A 19552-nucleotide genomic window follows, 5' to 3' on the forward strand; every position below is an offset into this window, starting at 1 on the left:
CATCTGATGATGGCTTTTTATATATTTCAATCCACATATAAGACCAAAAGATTTAACTTTCTAATTTAATTAGTTGTCGTTTTTCATATAAGGTCAGCGCAAATGCCAAACCACATAAAATCACAAAACCACAAGTCATTGGAATTAAGGTTCCGTTATATAACTGACCAATAATAGAGGCGAGAATCAGCGATAATACCGAAGATGATGCACCAATAATTGCAGAAGCCATACCAGCAACATGCCCCATTGGTTCCATGGCAATCGCATTTAAATTACCAAATAAGGTACCAAACAATAAGAACAGAATGCAGGCATACAGCATAAACATCCAGAAAGAGATGGATACGCCAGACAGCTGAATAATAAGAAACAGCAATGAGATGAGGCTTAAACCGAAAAAGCCATAAATACAGATGGGACGCATGCCAAACTTCATCACAATTCTAGAATTGGTAAAGGATGCAATCCCCATCACACCTGCCAATAAAGCAAAATAAGCACTAAACTCCTGCCCTGTTTTGCCAAATTGCTGCATAAATATTTGTTGTGAGGTTCCGAGATAGCCAATAAATCCACCAAAACAGAAGCCTGCACATAACAAATAGCTCATGGTGGTTTTATTGCTCACCACTTCCTTAAAACCGTCCTTAAATGCTTGTACCCGCATTGGCAGACGATTTTCAGGTACTAAGGTCTCTTCCAAGCGCAAAGCGACCCATGCCCCCACAACCGTGGCATAGACCATATACAACACAAAAATATCGCGCCAACCGAAGAAATGAATAATCAGTTGCCCCAAACTCGGCGCAATCGCAGGTGCGACCATAAATACCATCATGATCAGAGACATGATGCGTGCCATTTGTGCGCCGCTATATTTATCCCGCACAATCGAAATCGAAGCGACATAAGGTCCAGAAACGCCAACACCCTGAATAAAACGTCCGACCAAGAACCATTCAAAGCTTTGGGTGGAATAGCACAATAAACTGCCTAAAAAGTAGATCACGATCCCAGTGAATAAAATCCGTTTCCGTCCAATCGCATCGGACAATGGTCCTGCAATCAATTGACCGATGGTCATTCCCGAGAAAATACTGATGATGACCCATTGCGCCTGATTACTATTTTGCAAAGCAAAAATATGACCAATTTCACCGAGTGCAGGTAAAACAGCATCAATTGAAAATGAAACGATGGACATCAATAATGCCATCAGCAGCGCAAATTCATGGAAATGGATTTTTGATTTCATTTTTCTTGTCCATTGGTGATTATTTTATATGGAATTAAATAAGCCACCTGACGGTGGCTTATTACATGGGTTTAATTAACCAATAAATTTACGTGCGTTACGGAACATACGTAACCAAGCACCATCTTCAGCCCAATCTTCAGGCTTCCACGAGTGCTGTAAGGCACGGAAGTTACGCTCAGGATGTGGCATCATCACGGTTGCACGACCATCTTTAGAGGTTAAACCTGTAATCGCTTCAGGTGAACCATTCGGGTTCAACGGATAGTGCTGAGTTGGATGACCCAAGCTATCCACATAACGCAAGATCACTTGATTTTCAGCATTTAAAGCAGCAAGTTGCTGTTCAGTCGCAACCAAACGGCCTTCACCATGCGCAACTGCGATTGGTAAAATCGAACCTTGCATATCTTCAAGCAATACAGAAACAGATTTTTCTACACGAACATTCACTGCACGTGCTTCAAATACTTCTGAGATGTTACGGTGGAAACGGCCCCAATGCTCTGCACCTGGAATCAGTGGTGCAAGTTGAGACATCATTTGACAGCCATTACATACGCCTAAGCTGAAGGTATTTTGACGATGGAAGAACTGCTCAAACTGGTCACGTAATTTCGCATTGAACAAGACTGATTTCGCCCAGCCACCACCAGCACCCATCACGTCACCGTATGAGAAACCGCCACACGCTACCAAACCTTCGAAGTCGCTCAAGCTAACACGGCCTGCGAGCAAATCACTCATGTGTACGTCGATGGTATTAAAGCCCACTTTATCAAAGGCAGCGGCCATTTCAACATGACCATTCACACCCTGCTCACGCAAGATTGCCATGTTTGGACGACGTGTATTAATAAAAGGCGCCTCAACAGGTTCATTTAAATCATAAGTTGCTTGTGCAATTAAACCTTTATGGTTTTGATCTGCAATTAAAGCAAACTCTTGATCAGCTGTTTCAACGTTATCACGTAAACGTTGGATCTGATGCGATACCTCAGCCCATGCTTGTTGTAACTCAGCACGCTCTAAAGTCAAACCATTGACAGCCAATTGATCCGTAGTATTCACACGACCAACTACTGCAATGGCATCTTTCAGACTTGATGCTGCAACTTCAACTTCTAATAATGCCCAATCAGCAGCGGTAATTTGCAGTACAGCACCAATTTCTTCAGCAAATAAACTTTCAGTTGTTTGATTTTCTAATGCCACACCTAAGCGTGATGCAAACATCATCTCGGCTACAGTTGCTAATAGACCACCATCACCGATGTCATGATAAGCCTTGATCACACCACGATTGTTCCAGTCTTGAATCAAGGCAAAGAATGCTTTGAAGTCATCAAAACTATCGACATCAGGTGTCACTGAACCAATGGCTTTATACACCTGCGCAAGGATCGAACCACCTAAGCGGAACTGCCCTTTAGACAAATCAATACGTACAAGTACTGAGTCTGCTAAGTCCTTCAATTCAGGCGTTAATGTTTTACGAACATCTAGAACTGGTGCGAATGCTGTGATCACACCTGTCATTGGCGAAGTCACTGCTTTATCTTCACCATCGTTCCAAGTGGTACGCATCGAAAGTGAATCTTTACCAACTGGAATTGCGATACCTAATGCAGGACACATTTCCATACCAATCGCTTTTACACCTTCAAACAAGGCTTGGTCTTCACCTTTTTGACCTGCCGCTGCCATCCAGTTTGCAGAAAGTTTGATATCACTGATTTGTTCGATGTTGGCGCAAGCAATATTGGTGATTGCTTCAGCAACAGCTAAACGTGCAGATGCGGCAGGATTCAATAATGCTACTGGTGGACGTTCGCCCATTGCCATTGCTTCACCTGTGAAGCCTTGCAAGCTGGTGGTGGTTACTGCTGCATCTGCAACAGGCACCTGCCAGCGACCTACCATCTGATCACGTGCAACCATACCCGTAATCGAACGGTCACCAATGGTGATCAAGAATGATTTAGATGCAACTGTTGGATTTTTCAATACACGGAAAATCGCATCTTTTAAATCAACTTTTGCAGTATCAAAGTCATTGCCTGTACGCTCAATCGTTTCATATGAACGTTGCATACGCGGTGTACCGCCTAAGATCACCTGCATTGGGATATCAACAGGCTTGTTCTCAAACAAAGGATCTTCAACAGTGAGATGACGCGCTTCAGTCGCTTCACCAAGTACCGCGAACGGACAACGCTCACGTGCACAAATTTCTTCAAACTGTTCTAAAGACTCTGGGCGAATGGCAAGGACATAACGTTCTTGCGCTTCATTTGACCAGATTTCCATCGGGCTCATGCCTGGCTCTAATGATGGGATCTTACGTAGGTTAAGCACGGCACCCAACTCGTGATCATTCACAAGTTCTGGCATAGCATTAGATACACCACCGGCACCGACGTCATGTACAGACACGATTGGGTTAAAGTCTTCTAAGCGCCAGCAGGTATCGATGACTTCTTGGCAACGGCGTTCCATTTCTGGGTTTTCACGTTGAACAGAAGCAAAGTCCAAGCTCTCGCCCATGGTACCGCTGTCTACAGAAGACGCTGCACCACCGCCAAGACCGATCAACATTGCAGGGCCGCCCAATACAATGAGCAAATCACCTGGTTGAATCGCATCTTTTTCAACATGGTCAGGACGAATGTTACCGTAACCACCAGCGATCATGATTGGCTTATGAAAACCTTTCACCTCACCATTGACATTCTGTTCAAAGGTACGGAAATAACCATTTAATGCTGGGCGACCGAATTCGTTGTTAAACGCAGCACCACCCAATGGACCTTCGATCATGATTTGTAATGGCGATGCCATACGTGAAGGTTTACCGTAGTTATCTTCCCAAGGTTGTTCAAAACCAGGGATATTTAAGTTCGAAACGGTAAAGCCGGTTAAACCTGCTTTTGGTTTACCACCACGACCTGTTGCACCTTCGTCACGGATTTCACCGCCCGAACCTGTTGCAGCACCTGCAAATGGAGCAATTGCAGTTGGATGGTTATGTGTTTCAACCTTCATTAAAATGTGAGCAGCTTGGCTCTTATATTTATAAACGAAGTGACCATTTTCATCCGCTTTCGGATAAAAACGCATGGTGTCATAACCCACGATCACAGACGCGTTATCTTTATATGCCGATAACACATCGGTTGGTGATTCTTTATAGGTATTTTTAATCATTTGGAACAAAGATAATGGCTGTTTCTCACCATCAATTGTCCATTCTGAACCAAAGATTTTATGACGACAATGTTCTGAGTTTGCTTGTGCAAACATCATCAATTCGATGTCGTTTGGATTACGACCCAGCTTGGTAAATGCTTCGGTTAAGTAATCAATTTCTTGCTCAGATAAAGCAAAGCCAAACTCATTGTTGGCTTTGACTAATGCTTCTTTTCCTTGACCCAAGATATCAATTGAGTTCAATGGTTTCGGTGCTGTTTCTGAGAATAAAGCTTTTGCATCATCAATTTGAGCAAAAACACTCTCTGTCATACGGTCATGTAAGGCCAATTTCACTTCGTTCGAAATCTCTTTCACACCTTTCAGTGTAAATAACAGACCACGCTCTAAACGGTGAATAGGTGTATTACAGTTTTGGAAAATATCAGTTGCTTTAGATGACCACGGCGAGATTGTCCCCACACGCGGTGTCACTAAAATCTGGATTTCATCACTTGCAGCTTGGCGAAGTTCGAAAGATTGACCATCGTTTAAAAGTTGTAATGCCGATTGATGTTGCTGCTCGCTGAGCGCTTGATCAAACAAATAAACCCACTGGCTGTCAAAAGATTGAACAGAACTCATTGACGCTAAACGGTTTAAGAGTTGAGCTTTCTTGAAAGAAGAATGTGCTGATGCACCGGCCACGATAAACATGTTGACTTTGGCTCCACGGGCAGGTCTAACGATCCTACCGCCATGTGACTTATGAGAGAGCGCATATTCTACTGTGAAAGGCGCTTTTCAGCTAGCCATATCCATCTTAAAAATCAGAGTTTTCTAATTCAAATCACTTAATTTACGTTAGCTTTATTGATTTTACTTTAATCGTAACAATTCGTTTAATTAATCTAAATAAGCTATATGTTCAATTTAGCTTCCTTTTCCCTCTGTTTTTGAGACTTGATTATTTCTTTTCAGTTACCCAAAGTGTGATATAACCTTTTACAACTGGCTGCCCATCATCTCGTTTAGCGATGACTTCCACCTGCATATCCCCAACATTCCAATCGTCATTAATCTTTGCAATCAATTGAATATCAGAATTTGCTTTAGAGACATAATCAACATGCATTCCTTTTGGCAACCATCGAAGATGCGATGGAATTGATGCCTCTACAGCAACGCCCATCACAAACTCCAAACCGTTACAGATTGCAATCACATGTACTGTTCCGATGTGATTTTCAACTGCTCTACGCTTAGACATAGATGCTTGGCATAAACCAACCTCTAGCTTTGTAATGACAGGATCAACTGTCCGAAAATAAGGTGCGACTCGACTAATTACTCTTGAAAGTACAGTTAATCCCCCTGGTATTTTTTGTAATGCTTGATAGGCAATCAATACCGTGTTGGATTGAGTCTGAGCATAGTTTTTTATCTTGTCATTTAAGTAATTGATTGAATTTTTCATTTTAGTATCGCATGATGAAATAGCGTACAAAATAACATCTGTGTATTAATAGCTATATCGCCCTTTAAGCTTTTGTAATGGTCAAAAAAGACAAATCAGCGTTTTTGAAATTAAGTGGTTAAATGAATTAAGACAACTTATGTCGCACTACTCTAGTGCTTTAATCTTTTTTTTGGCATGATGAAACTGAATTCATAGTGAATAATGATAAATGGAACAAATGCGTTGGTTGGAATTGCTTTCTGCAATTCGTTTAGGTAGTAAAAAAAGCAGTACAGAATTGGCTCGAAGCCCATTCCATAAAGATTACGATAGAATTATATTTTCCCAAAGTTTTCGCCAACTAAATAGAAAAACACAGGTTCACCCACTGACTCAACATGATGGGATTCACACTCGCCTCACTCATTCACTGGAAGTCTCTTGTATTGGTCGCTCATTGGGCATGTTGGCCGCTGAAAAAATTAAAGATGAATTACCGATGTGGATTTCACCTGCCGATGTTGGTGCGATTATCCAAGCCGCCTGTCTAGCGCATGATATTGGCAATCCTCCTTTTGGTCATGCAGGTGAATATGCGATTCGGGAATGGTTTGATGATGCATCGCATCGCGATTTCTTGACTAGACTCACGCCAGAAGAAGCAGCCGATGTCCGTCAGTTCGAAGGCAATGCCCAAGGACTTCGGCTACTTAGTCGGATTGACTATCACCCTGATGATGGGGGTATGCGCTTAACCTGTGCAACACTCGGCGCCTACTTAAAATATCCGTGGTTATCTAAAACCATCGAAGAACAAGGCGAGATGCCCTCACATCAACGGGCAAAATTTGGCTGTTATCAATCTGAAAAAGAAATTTTAAGACAGTTGGCAGAACAGCTCGGTCTTATTCAGCTTGGTGAATACCATTATTGCCGTCATCCGCTGACCTATTTATTAGAAGCTGCCGATGATATTTGTTATGCGCTAATTGATTTAGAAGATGGCATCATTCTGAATATGTTGAACTATGCCGAAGTTGAACCGATTTTTCTGAATCTGATCGCCGATTATGGTTATCCAGAGGAATTACATTTACCGCATACCACTTGGCAGCAGAAGATTGCAGCTTTACGCGGTCGTGTGATGAAGCGTCTCGTCGATGAAGTCACCACCGCTTTTGCCAAACATCATTATGAAATTTTAACCGGCCAACTTAAAGGTAGCTTATTACAATATTGCTCACCCGATATTGAAGCAGGCATTCAAACGGCGAAGAATCTCGCCAGAGACCGTATTTTTGAGCATCCTCAAAAATCAGGTTTAGAAATTATTGCCCATCAAAGTTTGCAAACCATCTTAGATGCTTTTATCCCTTTAACCATGCCGCATAAGACCTTAAGCTTTAAAGAACAGCGCTTGATGTCAATTTTGCAACATTCAGGGGTAAATCTGCAAAACAACCACTATAATAATATTATGCAAGTCCTCGATATTATTAGTAAGTTCTCGGATCATCAGGCTTATAGCTTGGCCCAAGAGTTGCAAGGTAATAAAATAGGCTTTTTTTAATGAAGCGATTTATTGATGAAGGTAAGACCTGGGATAGTTTTACACATGCTCCTGTTTTAGTCGTATGCCCATTTTGTCAGAGCAACGCTCAGGTCTTTCAGCAAGAATTACCTAATCAGCCTAAAAAAAGCATTGTTTTTAGCTGTTTATCCTGTTGTAAAACTTTTGATCAAGACCAGCAGCAACAAAACAACTTAGGCTATTTTGACGAGATCAACGTAGAAATTAATCAAACCTGCTCTTGTAAACGTGGAAAATATCTCTTTTCTCAATCTTATGCTCAGCCGAGTATTCTTCCGCCTTTTATAAAACTGAATTGTACTTTCTGCCAAACAGAGCAAGTGTATACTTCCCCTTATCCGTTACTCACCTATAAAATTCCGAGAAAATCAGGGTTTGAAATCAATAAAGACCCCTTCTTTGGCTATCGTCTGTATCTCACCACAGAAACAAGGCATGGTCTCATTTTCGTGTATAACACAGAACAGTTAAACGATTTGAAAACTTACATCTCTGCAGAGCTAAGACAGAGAACCTATACCAATAAGAATAAAGCTTACTTAAGCCGCTTACCTTCTTGGATAAAATCCGCGCGAAATCGTAAAGAAATTCTAAAAGCCATTTTGCGTTTAGAACAAATGGCATCTACTATTCAACCATTAACAAATAAGTGAAAGACTCAATGATCGGATGTTTAATTGGCGAAGTGTTTGCCCTAGAAGCCCCAACCGTATTACTCAACGTAAATGGCGTTGGCTATGAAATTGACACACCACTTTCGACATTTTGCCAATTACAAAAAGGACAGAAAGTCACTTTATGGACGCATCTAGTTGTTCGTGAAGATGCTCAGCAACTTTATGGTTTTAGTGATGCACAAGAAAAGACCATTTTCCGTACACTACTCAAAGTAAATGGCGTTGGCCCCAAAATGGCTTTGGGCATTCTATCTACATTAAGTGTTGAACTGCTCATCCACACAATTGAACATGATGATATTAACACCCTGATTAAAGTTCCGGGTGTAGGCAAAAAAACTGCTGAACGATTAATGATTGAATTACGCGATCGTTTCAAAGCGTTGGCGCATTCAACCAGCAGTACCACGAATGCAGCAGTTGCTCAAATTCAATTTATGGCAAATTCACCAGTTGCCGAAGCTGAAGCTGCTTTACAATCCTTAGGTTATAAACCAGCAGAAGCACAAAAAGCAGTGGCAGCAGTTAAAGCAGACTATACTGAATCTGCTGACATTATCCGTGCTGCGCTTAAATCCATGATGAAGTAATAGATATATGCAAGATCGTCTTATTAGCGGAACAGAAAAACCCGAAGATCATTTTGATCGCGCCATTCGTCCAACCTCATTAGCTGACTATATTGGTCAGCCTGTAGTTCGTGAGCAAATGGAAATCTTCATTGGCGCAGCACGTGGTCGTGGTGAAGCTCTTGACCATACCCTGATCTTTGGTCCACCAGGTTTAGGTAAAACCACTCTGGCCAATATTATCGCAAGAGAAATGGGCGGTAATTTGAAATCAACTTCTGGCCCTGTATTGGAACGTGCTGGTGATCTTGCGGCCATGCTGACCAATTTGGAAGAAGGTGATGTACTGTTTATTGACGAGATTCATCGTCTTTCACCTGTGATCGAAGAGATTCTCTATCCAGCCATGGAAGATTATCAACTCGATATTATGATTGGTGAAGGCCCTGCTGCCCGCTCGATCAAGCTCGATCTACCCGCCTTTACTTTAGTCGCAGCCACAACACGTGCAGGTTTATTGACTTCGCCATTACGTGACCGTTTTGGGATTGTACAGCGTTTAGAGTTCTATTCGGTTGAAGACCTGACCCACATTGTGACCCGTTCAGCTAACCTAATGGATGTGCCGATTACCAAAGAAGGTTCAACTGAAATTGCGCGCCGTGCACGCGGCACCCCACGTATTGCCAACCGTTTATTACGTCGTGTGCGTGACTATGCCCAAGTCAAAGGCACAGGTGAAGTGACTCAGGAAATGGCACAACGTGCTTTGGACATGCTCAATGTCGATAAAGCAGGTTTAGATACGCTCGATCGTCGCTATCTCAGTATGTTACTGGAACGTTTTGAAGGAAGACCGACAGGTGTTGAAGCTCTAGCCGCAGCCATGGCTGAAGACAGTGGAACGCTTGAGGACGTGATTGAGCCGTATTTAATCCAGCAAGGTTATGTGATGCGTACCGCACGCGGCCGTATTGCAACCAATATGGCGTATTTGCAATTTGGTATGACGCCACCTGAATCATAAAAATATTTTCAACTTAACGCTTCTTATAATGAGATGATTAGAATAGGATATGCCTGATTTTAATCATCTCATTATGTTTAGGGTAACAATGAAAAATAAAACTTTAACTTCCGTATTTTTGAGTAGCTTATTTTTAACAGCCTGCGGGGGTGGAGGTGATAATGCAAATAACGGAAATTCATTTCAAGGCAAAGAAAGACTAGATTATAGCAAACCAGAAAATCTTGAATTGATTTATGCTCCGATTATCAATTTATCAAGTATTCATGAAAATCAGCTCATTGATACCATTACACTTGCCGAATCCGTTTTTATTTAATACAAGGTGGAGAAAAAATGGGCTACAAAGCCTTCTGCCGAAATAAAGAAGGAAGCTTTAGCAGAAGTAGTCAAATGGTTACGCTGAATAAATGTGATCTACAGTATACAAAAGATGGCGTGATTCAACCTATTTCTGAAGGACCAATGATTCTATCTGGAAGTGTTAGCTCACAAGGATACTGGTCTCAGAATAACTTTAAAATCGATACGACACTGAACCAATTTAAAGTAGAAGTTGATAATGAAATAACAACCTTTAATGGAAGCAAAAGTAGTCTATCTTATTATGCTGATACTCGTCCCTTCAAATATGACATTGCTCAAATGGAATTCACATGGGCTGATAAGAAATATACAGAACGCTATAAACTCACAAACTATAGCTTTGAACCTTGGTCAACTGGATCAATTACTAAAGGACGCCTAATTGGGATAAACAATAATAAAGAATTCTCTGTAAATTTTGACAATCAAATCAAATTTGGAAGTGTTGACGATGCTTTGGCTTTTTATCCAAGCTTTGCCGAGATTTTTATTGAAGACACCAACAACAATAAAAATTCAATTAATATCACCAGAACCACTGACTATAAAGCGTTAATGCGTGCCTATGCTAATGGGACTACCGTTACTGGCTTTCCTAAAGTCGTCGCTTGGGAAGAACTCAACTATTAAAAAAAAGAGGCCCTTAGATAGGGCCTCTTTTTTATCTAGATCAACAATATGTTATTTATTACTATTTCCTTAGCTCCATTGAGGCAATATCATTCCTGATTGCTGACAGTCTGCAAAAATAGGTAATAGAAATGGCAAATCATTTTGAGTTCAACATTCGCGTTTATATCGAAGATACAGATGCAGGCGGTATCGTTTACCATGCCAATCATATCCGTTTTATGGAGCGTGCTCGTACCGAATGGCTACGTGCAGCAGGTGTTGACCATTATTGGCATCAAAAAGATTACAACTTCGTGGTACATCAAATTGCTGTTAAATATGTACGCCCAATATTAATGGATGATTTAATTACCGTTACAGCACGTGTTATTTCGTGTAAAGCCGCATCTTTTGTGTTGCAACAAAATATTTATCGTGGTGAAATCTTGCTGGCTTCAGGTGAGGTTGTGTTGGCATGTTTAAACAAAGAGTTAATGCCACGTAGGCTTCCTGATGAAATTCGTGATCTGATTCAAAAAGAATTAGCACAGGACTAAAATAAACTTTCGGCACAGCAACTTATGGCAACTAACTTAGAATCTTCCCTGCATATTTCTGACCTAATTTTACAAGCAAGTCCTGTTGTACAACTGGTCATGCTGATCCTACTGTTTTCTTCAATTTATAGTTGGTATTTGATTGCCAAGCTATACATGGGCTTTAAAAAAGCAGGACAAGAGGATGAGCATTTTCAAAAAATGTTCTGGTCAGGTGCCGAATTAAATACACTTTATAATAATGCGCAACTGAACTCTAAACGTCGTGGCCTAGAAGATGTTTTCTACCAAGGCCTAGGAGAGTTCTTTAAGCTGCAAAAACGTAAAGCAGACACCAATCAAACTATCGAAGGAACTGAACGTATCCTGCGTGTCGGCTTAAGCCGTGACCAAGGTGGCTTGGAAATCGGCTTGGGCGCACTTGCCAGTATTGGTTCAGTTGCTCCATATATCGGCTTATTTGGTACGGTTTGGGGGATTATGAATGCCTTTATCGGCCTTGCTGCTGTTGACCAAGTGACTTTGGCAACTGTAGCACCCGGTATTGCAGAAGCCCTGATTGCAACTGCGATTGGTTTATTTGCAGCAATTCCTGCGGTACTTGCATTTAACCACTTTACCGCTAAAGGTGAATCAATCTATTCAGATCGTGCTTTATTTGCAGAAGAAATGGTTGCCCTTTTACAGCGTCAAGCGATTGGAACGACACAGGAAGATGCATAATGGCGATTCAACGATCTGGACGTTTTGAGCGGATTAAAAAACCGCTTAAAAGCGATATGAATGTGGTTCCTTATATCGACGTCATGTTGGTGCTCTTGGTTATTTTCATGGTGACTGCACCCATGATTACCAGCGGTATTAAAGTCGATTTGCCACAAGCCAATAATCATCCGATTGAATCGAAAGACATGCCAGCTTTAGTCACAATTAGTAAAGATGGTAATTTTTCACTTGAATATCAAGAACACAAAGGCAGCGATCCTCTTTCCCTTGAGCAACTTGAGGCAGTGTTAAGCGAAGCTCAAACTCAAGCGGAGCAGGATAACAAACAACTGACTGTATTGGTGAATGGTGATAAATCTCGTCCTTATGGTGAAGTCGTTTCACTGATGGCGAGTCTGCAAGAAGCTGGTCTTACTCAAGTTGGTTTACTGACAGAGCCGTTAAAATAAGCTATGAAAAAATTTCAAAAGCCACCTTTTAAACAAAATGCGATTGCACTGGGTTTTACCCTCGGTGTTCATGCAATCGCAATTGTTGGCTTGTTGTTTTTAGGCTTGAGTAACCCCCCTGAAGAACCTAAAAAACTGACCACTATTTTGGTCAAGCCAGAAGATTTACCACAGTCATTACAACAATCCGAACAACAAGTCTCTGCTGAACATCAGGCAGAAGAAGTGCAAAGCCCTATCGTGGATACAACACTTCCTGAAAATATTCCTGTAACACCTCCGCCACCAACTGCACAACAACTTGCAGCTGAAAAGCAAAAAGCTGAACAGGCACAGCAAGCCAAACTTGCTGAGCAAAAACGCAAAGCAGATGAAGCTGCTCGTGCACAGCAAGTTGAAGAACAACGTAAACTTGCAGATGCCCAAGCACAGAAACAACGTGCGGACACTGAAGCGAAACGCCAAGCAGAGGCAAAAGCGAGGACTGAAGCAGATGCGAAGCGTAGAGCTGAACAAAATGCTAAAGCCGAGGCTGAAGCCAAAGCACGCCAAAAAGCGGAACAAGATGCGAAATTAAGACAGCAAAAAGCTGCCGAAAACGCAAAGCTTCAAGCGCAACAGGATGCAAAACGCAAAGCTGAGGCGGATGCTAAAGCGCGTGCTGAAGCCGATGCAAAACGTAAAGCTGAGGCAGACGCGAGAGCAAAAGCCAACGCAGATGCGAAGCGTAAAGCCGAAGCTGATGCCAAGGCAAAAGCTGAGGCAGATGCTAAACGTAAAGCTGAGGCAGACACGAAACGTAAAGCAAATGCCGATGCCAAAGCAAAAGCTGATGCAGATGCTAAACGTAAAGCCGAGGCCGATGCCAAGGCCAAGGCTGAGGCAGACGCGAAACGTAAAGCAAATGCTGATGCCAAAGCAAAAGCTGATGCAGATGCTAAACGTAAAGCTGATGCTGATGCCAAAGCAAAAGCTGATGCCGATGCGAAACGTAAAGCTGAGGCCGATGCCAAGGCTAAAGCTGAGGCAGACGCGAAACGTAAAGCAGATGCTGAGGCAGATGCCAAAGCTGCAGCTGCCAAAAAAGCTGAACAAGAAGCAGCTCAGAAAAAGGCCGATGCGAAACGTGTTGCATCAACTGCAAAACGAGATTTTGAACAGAAAATCTATCGTGCGTGGAATATGCCAGCAGGTTCTTCAGGTCAACGTGCCAACGCACGCGTGACATTGAGCGATAGTGGTTCAGTTTTATCAGTTGTCGTAACAGCAAGTGATCCAGACGTTAAAGCCAGTGTAGAAGCTGCAATTCGAGCTGCTGCACCCTACCCAATGCCTGATGATCCAGTTGCTCGACGTGAAGCAAGAAGCTTTACTTCAAGTTTTACTGCAAAATAGTAATGAATAGTTAACGTTACAGGCTTTTAATAGCACAAAGCCTGTAACTATGTTAAATAATCAACAGCCACAAAAATACGAATGCAAGTAATTGTAACTATGGATAAGACTCGTAAACACCTACTCTCCTTAGCAGTTTTCGCAGCAATTAGCGCAGTTGTTCCAACAGCAACTTTTGCGCAGTTACAGCTTGAAATTGCCAAAGCACCTGAACAAGCGCCAAAAATCGCAATCGTACCGTTTGCTAATGACAGCGCAATCTATCCGATTGTCGAGCGTGATTTAAATCGTTCAGGTCGTTTTACCAGCGCATCTCAAAACTTACCAGCCACTGCAAGCCTCAATCAGGTTCAAGCTGGTGATTGGCAGAATGCCGGTGTGCCTTATGTTGTCGTTGGGCAAATGAAAGCGGTAGATGCCAATACTTTTGAAATTCATTACCAGCTTTATGATGTACAAAAACAGCAATATTTACTGAATGAAGTCCTGACTGTACCTAGCTCACGTATTCGCCAAGCGGGTCATATGATCAGTGATACCATCTATCAGGCATTGACAGGTATTGCGGGTGACTTTAGCGGTCGTATCGCCTATGTATTGCGTAATCAAGCCACACCTGCTCAGCGCTATACCTTACAGATTGCAGATACAGACGGTGAACAACCTAAAACTGTCCTGAGCTCAAGAGATCCTATTCTGTCACCTGCTTGGACACCGGATGCCAAGAAAATTGCGTATGTGTCTTTTGAAACCAAGCGTCCTGCAATTTATTTACAAGATTTGGCCACTGGCCAACGTGAAGTTTTAGCCAGCTTCCGTGGTTTAAATGGTGCCCCAAGTTTCTCACCAGATGGCAAATCGATGTTGTTTACAGCATCAATGCATGGTAATCCAGAAGTTTATCAAATGGATTTAACTACACGCCAAGTACAACGAATGACCAATGACTCTGCGATTGATACTGAGGCACGTTATTCACCAGACGGTAAATCATTTATCTTTACCTCAGACCGTGGTGGTTCACCGCAAATTTATCGCTATAGTTTTGATGACAGTTCAGTCAAACGCTTGACCTTTAAAGGTGCTTTCAACGCACGTGGTACTTTAAGTGCTGATGGTAAAAAGATTGCTTTAGTGCATCGTCCAAGTGGCAGTAACTACAAGGTTGCAATCCAAGATATCAATACGGGTATCACCAACATTCTTACACCGACCAGTTTAGACGAATCACCAAGCTTCTCACCAAATGGACAGATGGTGGTTTATGCAACGCGTGAAGGTAGCCGTGGTTTATTATCGGTTATGTCTACTGACGGCCGTTTCCGCATGAATTTACCAAGCGAACAAGGTGAAGTTCGTGAACCAGCTTGGGCACCAAAATAAATTTAATTGATTGGAGAATCATATGAACATTAAATATCTCACGCTTCCGCTGATTGCTGCAACACTTGTATTTACAGGTTGTGCAAGCCGTAAACCTGCTGCTGAAATTACCACGGGCACGAATCCAAACGGCTCAACCACTGTCAGCACAGATGGTTTAAGTGAAGATGCAGCATTAAATGCGCAAAACTTGGCGGGTGCATCTTCAAAAGGTGTTACTGCTGCAAACAAAGCATTCTTGGCAAAACGCGTTGTTCACTTCAACTATGACAGCAGCGATTTATCAAATGAAGACTACCAAACCCTTCAATCACATGCTCAATTCTTAGTTGCCAATGCTAACTCTCGTGTTGCCCTTACAGGTCACACCGATGAGCGTGGTACACGTGAATACAATATGGCGCTTGGCGAACGCCGTGCCAAAGCGGTTGAAAGCTTTTTGATTACCAACGGTGTAAACCCACAACAACTTGAAGCAGTCAGCTACGGTAAAGAATCACCAGTGAATGCGGGTCATGATGAAGCTGCATGGAAAGAAAACCGCCGCGTAGAAATCAACTACGAAGCAGTTCCGCCACTATTAAAATAATTGTGGTTTCGCTTTAAGTAAAAATGCTCACTACATGTGAGCATTTTTATTTCATTCATTAAGATGAAGATTGAGGATCGGACTTGTTTTGCATCGACTCAATCAAATCATGCTTATTAAACTCTTTGTATTCTGGCTTGGCCTCATACTCTTTCCATGCATCCTGCACATTTTCTTTGGAAATCGCATCTAAGCTAATCGGTTCACTCGGCGTGGGCGTTGCCTCAAAATTCTTGGTTGTCATCTTTAACCTCCAAACATCCTGTTTAGTATCTATGCAACATAGCATGTAATAGTGTACTTGTAATCATAAAAGCAACATAAATAAAGTAAGATAATTTTTATTTTTGCACGATCTCATCTAGAATACCCACATTCTTTTTTATCAATTTTTGACGCGGCTAAATCGGAGCTATTCAATATGTCAAACCTTACTTTGACCCAATACCTAGAACAACAAAATGGGAATTTGACTCCAGAGTTGGCACAAGTCATTGAAACCATTGCTGCTACATGCCAAACCATTGATCAAGCATTACAAAAAGGTGCTTTAGCAGGTATTTTGGGTAGCGCAGGCAATGAAAATGTTCAAGGCGAAACACAAAAGAAACTCGATGTTATTTCAAATGATTATCTGATTGATGCATTAAAAGCACATCCTCAAGTAGGTGGTTTAGCTTCAGAAGAATTAGATGACTTCACCCCTGCTCAGGAAAATGGTAAATATCTGGTTTTGTTCGATCCACTCGATGGCTCAAGTAACATCGACATTAATATGTGTGTGGGTACGATTTTCTCTATTCTTCCAGCAAAGAATGCCGTGACTCAGTCTGCGGACTTTATGCAAGCTGGAACAGAACAAGTAGCTGCAGGTTATGTACTTTACGGTCCGTCAACCATGTTAGCGCTTACTGTTGGTGCAGGTGTGGTGTTCTTTACTTTTGACCCAACTACAAAAAGCTTTTTGTTAACCACTGAGCAAGTGCAAGTTGCTGCAGATACACAAGAGTTTGCCATTAACTCATCGAATCAACGTCACTGGGAAAACCCTGTAAAACGTTATATTGACGAGCTTTTAGCAGGTAAAACATCAGTCCGTGAAAAAGATTTCAATATGCGTTGGGTTGCATGTATGGTAGGTGATATTCACCGTATCTTATGCCGTGGTGGTATTTTCCTTTACCCTTACGATTTAAAAGATCCGAAGAAAGCAGGCCGCTTACGTTTGATGTATGAAGCAAACCCAATGAGCATGCTGATTGAACAAGCAGGTGGCGCGTCTACAACAGGTCGTGTTCGTATTATGGACATCCAACCAACAGAACTACACCAACGTGTACCTGTGATTATTGGCTCTAAAAACGAAGTGGAACGCGTAACAAGCTACCACTAATTACTTTTATAATCAGGGCATTATAACGTTATGATGCCCTTTTGGATGTTTATCTTATGGCGGTTATTTTCCTAGAATCTAAAGACAATGCAAAAATCAAACATTTGCGTGGTCTGATCGAGCTCAATAGTGCTCGAAAAAAACATCAGCAAACCGTTCTAGAAGGTACACATCTGTGCTTGGCTTGGTTGCAACAGCAGAAAAAAATCTTTTCTTTATTTACCACCGAACAAGCCTTAGAACATCCAGATTTACAAGAAGTGATTGAACTCCATCAAGCTCACATCTTTGTTATTAGTGAAGTCCTGTATAAGGATTTAAGTACCTTAGGCACAACCCTGCCTTGTCTAGCGATTGTTGATTTACCCAAAACTGCTACCACGATTGATTTTAAAGCCGATACTTTAATTCTTGAAAATATTCAGGATCCTGGAAATGTAGGTACACTCCTCCGCTCTGCTGCCGCTGCAAATATCAAACAAGTGATTTGTACACAAGGTTCAGCTGCGCTATGGTCTCCACGTGTGCTTCGAGCAGGTATGGGCGCTCACTTTAGTCTGCAATGTTTTGAAAACTTCCAACTCACGGACATTCTTCCAAAATTTGAAATTCCAGTTTTTGTAACAAGCTCGCATCGTTCAAGCAGTTTATATACACAAGATTTAACTCAACCTTGTGTATGGATTCTTGGTAATGAAGGCCAAGGTGCAAGTGATTATGCCTTGGAACATGCTCAGGCGGTTACAATTCCTCAGCCGGGTGGTCAAGAGTCACTCAATGTCGCAATTGCTGGCTCGGTGTGCTTCTTTGAAATGGTTCGCCAACGTCAGTAAAAACGTTAAATTATTTTAAATACGATTTTTTTACTGAGAAAATCAATTACACTACTAAAAATAATTGCTTAAGTTGTCAACGCGCCCACCATTTTCAACGTTATATGATTAATGAATTGGAATTAATGGTGGGTATCCATGACAGGATTTTCCATCTCTATGGATTTAGCACCGAAACAGGCTCGAACCGAAAACAGTACTGATCGCAGTACTGTTGAACAACGTCTGCGTTTTTTTATGCAAGACGTTACAGGTCGTGCCTTGGTTATGATGGAAAGTGCAACACAGGGACAACAAGGCATTGCAATGGATTTAGTGCAAGAAGCTTTCATTTCTTTGCACAAATCATATGCAGATAAAAGTACTGAAGAATGGTATCCCCTGTTCTACACCATATTAAATAACAAACTCCAAGACTGGCGACGCAAAGAAGCTCGTCGTGCAAGTCCATTCTCATTATTTAAAAAAATTAGTTTAGATGATGACGAAGAAATTATTGATGTAGTCGATGAATCAACCCCTAATCCATTTGAGTTTCTTGATCAAGAAGTCACAATGGAGGAAATTCAGGCTGCAATCAACCAATTACCCGTCCGTCAACAACAAGCATTTATGCTAAGAGCGTGGGAAGGTTTCGACACCATGACCACAGCACAGATTATGGATTGCAGTGAAGGCAGTGTGAAAACACATTACCACCGTGCAATTCAGGGACTCAGAATTGCTTTAGAGCATTTAAACCCGCACACGGGAGGATCATCAGATGAAAAAAGATGAGTTCACTAAACATGTGACATCCAGACTCGATCAACTTGCGAAAGAACAGCACCACAATAAAATGATGGTGATGAATCATGTTCTTGATACTGTACAAAAGAAACCAACCTCTTATTATAGTGTTTGGAAAATGACTGGTTTTGCGTTTGCTGCTGCTCTCATGGGGATTGTGGTTCTACCTAGTTCGTTGCAATTGGCGGACCAACCACAAAATCAGGTTGTGGTAAATCCAAAACTTTCACCGCAAATGGTTGAAGATATGGAAATGTTATTGGTCTTAGGTGAGGATAAGGTTCCACATGGCAGCTAAAAAATTAGCACTTGTTGTGTGTACGCTCGGCTTATTACAAACCAGTTTTGCAGGTTCAGAACGCTTTTGGGTATTCTCTAAACCAAACAAGCCAGCGACTGAAGAAGCTTGGGATGATTTATCACCTGAAGAACAACGCGTTTTAATTCAACGTTATCAGACCTTAAAGGAAATTCCGACCAATCAGAGTTCACAACTGCAACAGCGGATGGAGTGGTTCACACAATTACCAGAAGAAGAAAAGCAAAAAATGCGTGATGTGTGGCAAAAAATGAGTACACAAGAACGCAATACGTTACGCAAGCGTATGCAAAATGCCAGCACCGAAGAACGTGTCAATATCAGAGAAGAATATCTCACTAAATACGCTGAACACTAATTTTTAGTTTATT

At 41.8% G+C, this 19552-nt stretch carries 21 protein-coding genes; 17 read left to right on the forward strand and 4 right to left on the reverse strand.

The window, feature by feature from the left end; genetic code table 11:
- Positions 1-52: 52 nt before the first annotated feature.
- From F993_RS09200 to F993_RS09190, 3 genes are all read right to left on the reverse strand, one after another.
- Positions 53-1258, reverse strand: a complete 1206-nt coding sequence (locus tag F993_RS09200) for a multidrug effflux MFS transporter (RefSeq protein ID WP_004654579.1) — start codon at positions 1256-1258, stop codon at positions 53-55.
- Between the two features lie 75 nt (positions 1259-1333).
- Positions 1334-5164 carry a phosphoribosylformylglycinamidine synthase gene (purL, locus tag F993_RS09195; RefSeq protein ID WP_004654582.1) on the reverse strand — a complete coding sequence of 1277 codons (3831 nt, stop codon included), beginning with the start codon at positions 5162-5164 and terminating at the stop codon, positions 1334-1336.
- Between the two features lie 250 nt (positions 5165-5414).
- Positions 5415-5924, reverse strand: a complete 510-nt coding sequence (locus F993_RS09190; RefSeq protein WP_004654583.1) for a hotdog fold domain-containing protein — start codon at positions 5922-5924, stop codon at positions 5415-5417.
- 211 nt (positions 5925-6135) lie between these two features.
- Between F993_RS09190 and F993_RS09185 the strand changes: the two genes are divergently transcribed.
- The 12 genes from F993_RS09185 (at position 6136) to pal (ending at position 15847) form a co-directional block, all read left to right on the forward strand.
- Positions 6136-7476 carry a deoxyguanosinetriphosphate triphosphohydrolase gene (locus tag F993_RS09185; protein WP_004654585.1) on the forward strand — a complete coding sequence of 447 codons (1341 nt, stop codon included), beginning with the start codon at positions 6136-6138 and terminating at the stop codon, positions 7474-7476.
- Positions 7476-8150 carry a hypothetical protein gene (locus tag F993_RS09180; RefSeq protein WP_004654587.1) on the forward strand — a complete coding sequence of 225 codons (675 nt, stop codon included), beginning with the start codon at positions 7476-7478 and terminating at the stop codon, positions 8148-8150. The genes F993_RS09185 and F993_RS09180 overlap by 1 nt, the downstream gene beginning before the upstream one ends.
- Before the next feature lie 8 nt (positions 8151-8158).
- Positions 8159-8764 (forward strand): Holliday junction branch migration protein RuvA, encoded by a 606-nt coding sequence (ruvA, locus tag F993_RS09175; RefSeq protein ID WP_004654590.1) that lies wholly within the window; start codon positions 8159-8161, stop codon positions 8762-8764.
- 7 nt (positions 8765-8771) lie between these two features.
- Positions 8772-9770 (forward strand): Holliday junction branch migration DNA helicase RuvB, encoded by a 999-nt coding sequence (gene ruvB, locus F993_RS09170; RefSeq protein ID WP_004654591.1) that lies wholly within the window; start codon positions 8772-8774, stop codon positions 9768-9770.
- A gap of 88 nt (positions 9771-9858) precedes the next feature.
- Entirely contained in the window at positions 9859-10089 is a 231-nt protein-coding gene (locus F993_RS20750; protein WP_004654594.1) for a hypothetical protein, read from the forward strand.
- Between the two features lie 17 nt (positions 10090-10106).
- The gene (locus F993_RS0119715) at positions 10107-10766 is read left to right on the forward strand and encodes a hypothetical protein (protein WP_004654596.1); all 660 of its coding nucleotides are present in this window, start codon (positions 10107-10109) and stop codon (positions 10764-10766) included.
- 131 nt (positions 10767-10897) lie between these two features.
- Positions 10898-11305, forward strand: coding sequence for a tol-pal system-associated acyl-CoA thioesterase (gene ybgC, locus F993_RS09165; protein WP_004654599.1), 408 nt, complete (start codon positions 10898-10900; stop codon positions 11303-11305).
- A gap of 24 nt (positions 11306-11329) precedes the next feature.
- A complete protein-coding gene (gene tolQ / locus F993_RS09160) occupies positions 11330-12028 on the forward strand; it encodes a protein TolQ (RefSeq protein WP_004654600.1) in 699 nt (232 codons plus the stop codon).
- Complete coding sequence (tolR, locus tag F993_RS09155; RefSeq protein ID WP_004654601.1) at positions 12028-12480, forward strand: protein TolR; 453 nt, start codon at positions 12028-12030, stop codon at positions 12478-12480. Before tolQ ends, tolR begins: the two co-directional genes overlap by 1 nt.
- A gap of 3 nt (positions 12481-12483) precedes the next feature.
- Positions 12484-13875 (forward strand): cell envelope integrity protein TolA, encoded by a 1392-nt coding sequence (tolA, locus tag F993_RS09150; protein WP_004654603.1) that lies wholly within the window; start codon positions 12484-12486, stop codon positions 13873-13875.
- A gap of 99 nt (positions 13876-13974) precedes the next feature.
- Positions 13975-15258: a Tol-Pal system beta propeller repeat protein TolB gene (gene tolB / locus F993_RS09145; RefSeq protein WP_032812486.1), complete on the forward strand. Its 1284-nt coding sequence runs from the start codon at positions 13975-13977 to the stop codon at positions 15256-15258.
- 22 nt (positions 15259-15280) lie between these two features.
- Positions 15281-15847, forward strand: coding sequence for a peptidoglycan-associated lipoprotein Pal (pal, locus tag F993_RS09140; RefSeq protein ID WP_004654607.1), 567 nt, complete (start codon positions 15281-15283; stop codon positions 15845-15847).
- A gap of 58 nt (positions 15848-15905) precedes the next feature.
- Here the strand turns inward: pal and F993_RS09135 are convergent, their stop codons facing one another.
- Positions 15906-16091, reverse strand: a complete 186-nt coding sequence (locus F993_RS09135; protein ID WP_004654609.1) for an NF038105 family protein — start codon at positions 16089-16091, stop codon at positions 15906-15908.
- Positions 16092-16268: 177 nt separating this feature from the next.
- On the opposite strand from F993_RS09135, the gene F993_RS09130 reads away from it, so the two are divergent.
- The 5 genes from F993_RS09130 (at position 16269) to F993_RS09110 (ending at position 19539) form a co-directional block, all read left to right on the forward strand.
- A complete protein-coding gene (locus F993_RS09130) occupies positions 16269-17240 on the forward strand; it encodes a class 1 fructose-bisphosphatase (RefSeq protein WP_004654610.1) in 972 nt (323 codons plus the stop codon).
- A gap of 56 nt (positions 17241-17296) precedes the next feature.
- Positions 17297-18073, forward strand: a complete 777-nt coding sequence (locus tag F993_RS09125; RefSeq protein ID WP_004654612.1) for a TrmH family RNA methyltransferase — start codon at positions 17297-17299, stop codon at positions 18071-18073.
- Positions 18074-18232: 159 nt separating this feature from the next.
- On the forward strand, positions 18233-18850 hold the full coding sequence (locus F993_RS09120) for an RNA polymerase sigma factor (protein ID WP_004654614.1): 618 nt from the start codon (positions 18233-18235) through the stop codon (positions 18848-18850).
- Entirely contained in the window at positions 18837-19160 is a 324-nt protein-coding gene (locus tag F993_RS09115; RefSeq protein ID WP_004654617.1) for a hypothetical protein, read from the forward strand. The genes F993_RS09120 and F993_RS09115 overlap by 14 nt, the downstream gene beginning before the upstream one ends.
- Positions 19150-19539 (forward strand): DUF3106 domain-containing protein, encoded by a 390-nt coding sequence (locus F993_RS09110; protein WP_004654619.1) that lies wholly within the window; start codon positions 19150-19152, stop codon positions 19537-19539. The genes F993_RS09115 and F993_RS09110 overlap by 11 nt, the downstream gene beginning before the upstream one ends.
- The last annotated feature ends 13 nt before the right edge of the window (positions 19540-19552 follow it).

The organism is Acinetobacter proteolyticus (genome assembly GCF_000367945.1).
Lineage (GTDB): Bacteria > Pseudomonadota > Gammaproteobacteria > Pseudomonadales > Moraxellaceae > Acinetobacter > Acinetobacter proteolyticus.

Bases quoted from the DNA above. Each gene is read 5' to 3' on its own strand.
- F993_RS09120 (WP_004654614.1), top strand. From the start codon at position 18,233: ATGGATTTAGCACCGAAACAGGCTCGAACCGAAAACAGTACTGATCGC.
- ybgC (WP_004654599.1), top strand. From the start codon at position 10,898: ATGGCAAATCATTTTGAGTTCAACATTCGCGTTTATATCGAAGATACA.
- F993_RS09185 (WP_004654585.1), top strand. From the start codon at position 6,136: ATGGAACAAATGCGTTGGTTGGAATTGCTTTCTGCAATTCGTTTAGGT.
- F993_RS09110 (WP_004654619.1), top strand. From the start codon at position 19,150: ATGGCAGCTAAAAAATTAGCACTTGTTGTGTGTACGCTCGGCTTATTA.
- purL (WP_004654582.1), bottom strand. From the start codon at position 5,164: ATGTTTATCGTGGCCGGTGCATCAGCACATTCTTCTTTCAAGAAAGCT.
- ruvA (WP_004654590.1), top strand. From the start codon at position 8,159: ATGATCGGATGTTTAATTGGCGAAGTGTTTGCCCTAGAAGCCCCAACC.
- F993_RS09130 (WP_004654610.1), top strand. From the start codon at position 16,269: ATGTCAAACCTTACTTTGACCCAATACCTAGAACAACAAAATGGGAAT.
- F993_RS09200 (WP_004654579.1), bottom strand. From the start codon at position 1,258: ATGAAATCAAAAATCCATTTCCATGAATTTGCGCTGCTGATGGCATTA.
- tolR (WP_004654601.1), top strand. From the start codon at position 12,028: ATGGCGATTCAACGATCTGGACGTTTTGAGCGGATTAAAAAACCGCTT.
- tolB (WP_032812486.1), top strand. From the start codon at position 13,975: ATGGATAAGACTCGTAAACACCTACTCTCCTTAGCAGTTTTCGCAGCA.
- F993_RS20750 (WP_004654594.1), top strand. From the start codon at position 9,859: ATGAAAAATAAAACTTTAACTTCCGTATTTTTGAGTAGCTTATTTTTA.
- F993_RS09135 (WP_004654609.1), bottom strand. From the start codon at position 16,091: ATGACAACCAAGAATTTTGAGGCAACGCCCACGCCGAGTGAACCGATT.
- F993_RS09115 (WP_004654617.1), top strand. From the start codon at position 18,837: ATGAAAAAAGATGAGTTCACTAAACATGTGACATCCAGACTCGATCAA.
- F993_RS09125 (WP_004654612.1), top strand. From the start codon at position 17,297: ATGGCGGTTATTTTCCTAGAATCTAAAGACAATGCAAAAATCAAACAT.
- pal (WP_004654607.1), top strand. From the start codon at position 15,281: ATGAACATTAAATATCTCACGCTTCCGCTGATTGCTGCAACACTTGTA.
- F993_RS09190 (WP_004654583.1), bottom strand. From the start codon at position 5,924: ATGAAAAATTCAATCAATTACTTAAATGACAAGATAAAAAACTATGCT.
- F993_RS09180 (WP_004654587.1), top strand. From the start codon at position 7,476: ATGAAGCGATTTATTGATGAAGGTAAGACCTGGGATAGTTTTACACAT.
- F993_RS0119715 (WP_004654596.1), top strand. From the start codon at position 10,107: ATGGGCTACAAAGCCTTCTGCCGAAATAAAGAAGGAAGCTTTAGCAGA.
- ruvB (WP_004654591.1), top strand. From the start codon at position 8,772: ATGCAAGATCGTCTTATTAGCGGAACAGAAAAACCCGAAGATCATTTT.
- tolA (WP_004654603.1), top strand. From the start codon at position 12,484: ATGAAAAAATTTCAAAAGCCACCTTTTAAACAAAATGCGATTGCACTG.
- tolQ (WP_004654600.1), top strand. From the start codon at position 11,330: ATGGCAACTAACTTAGAATCTTCCCTGCATATTTCTGACCTAATTTTA.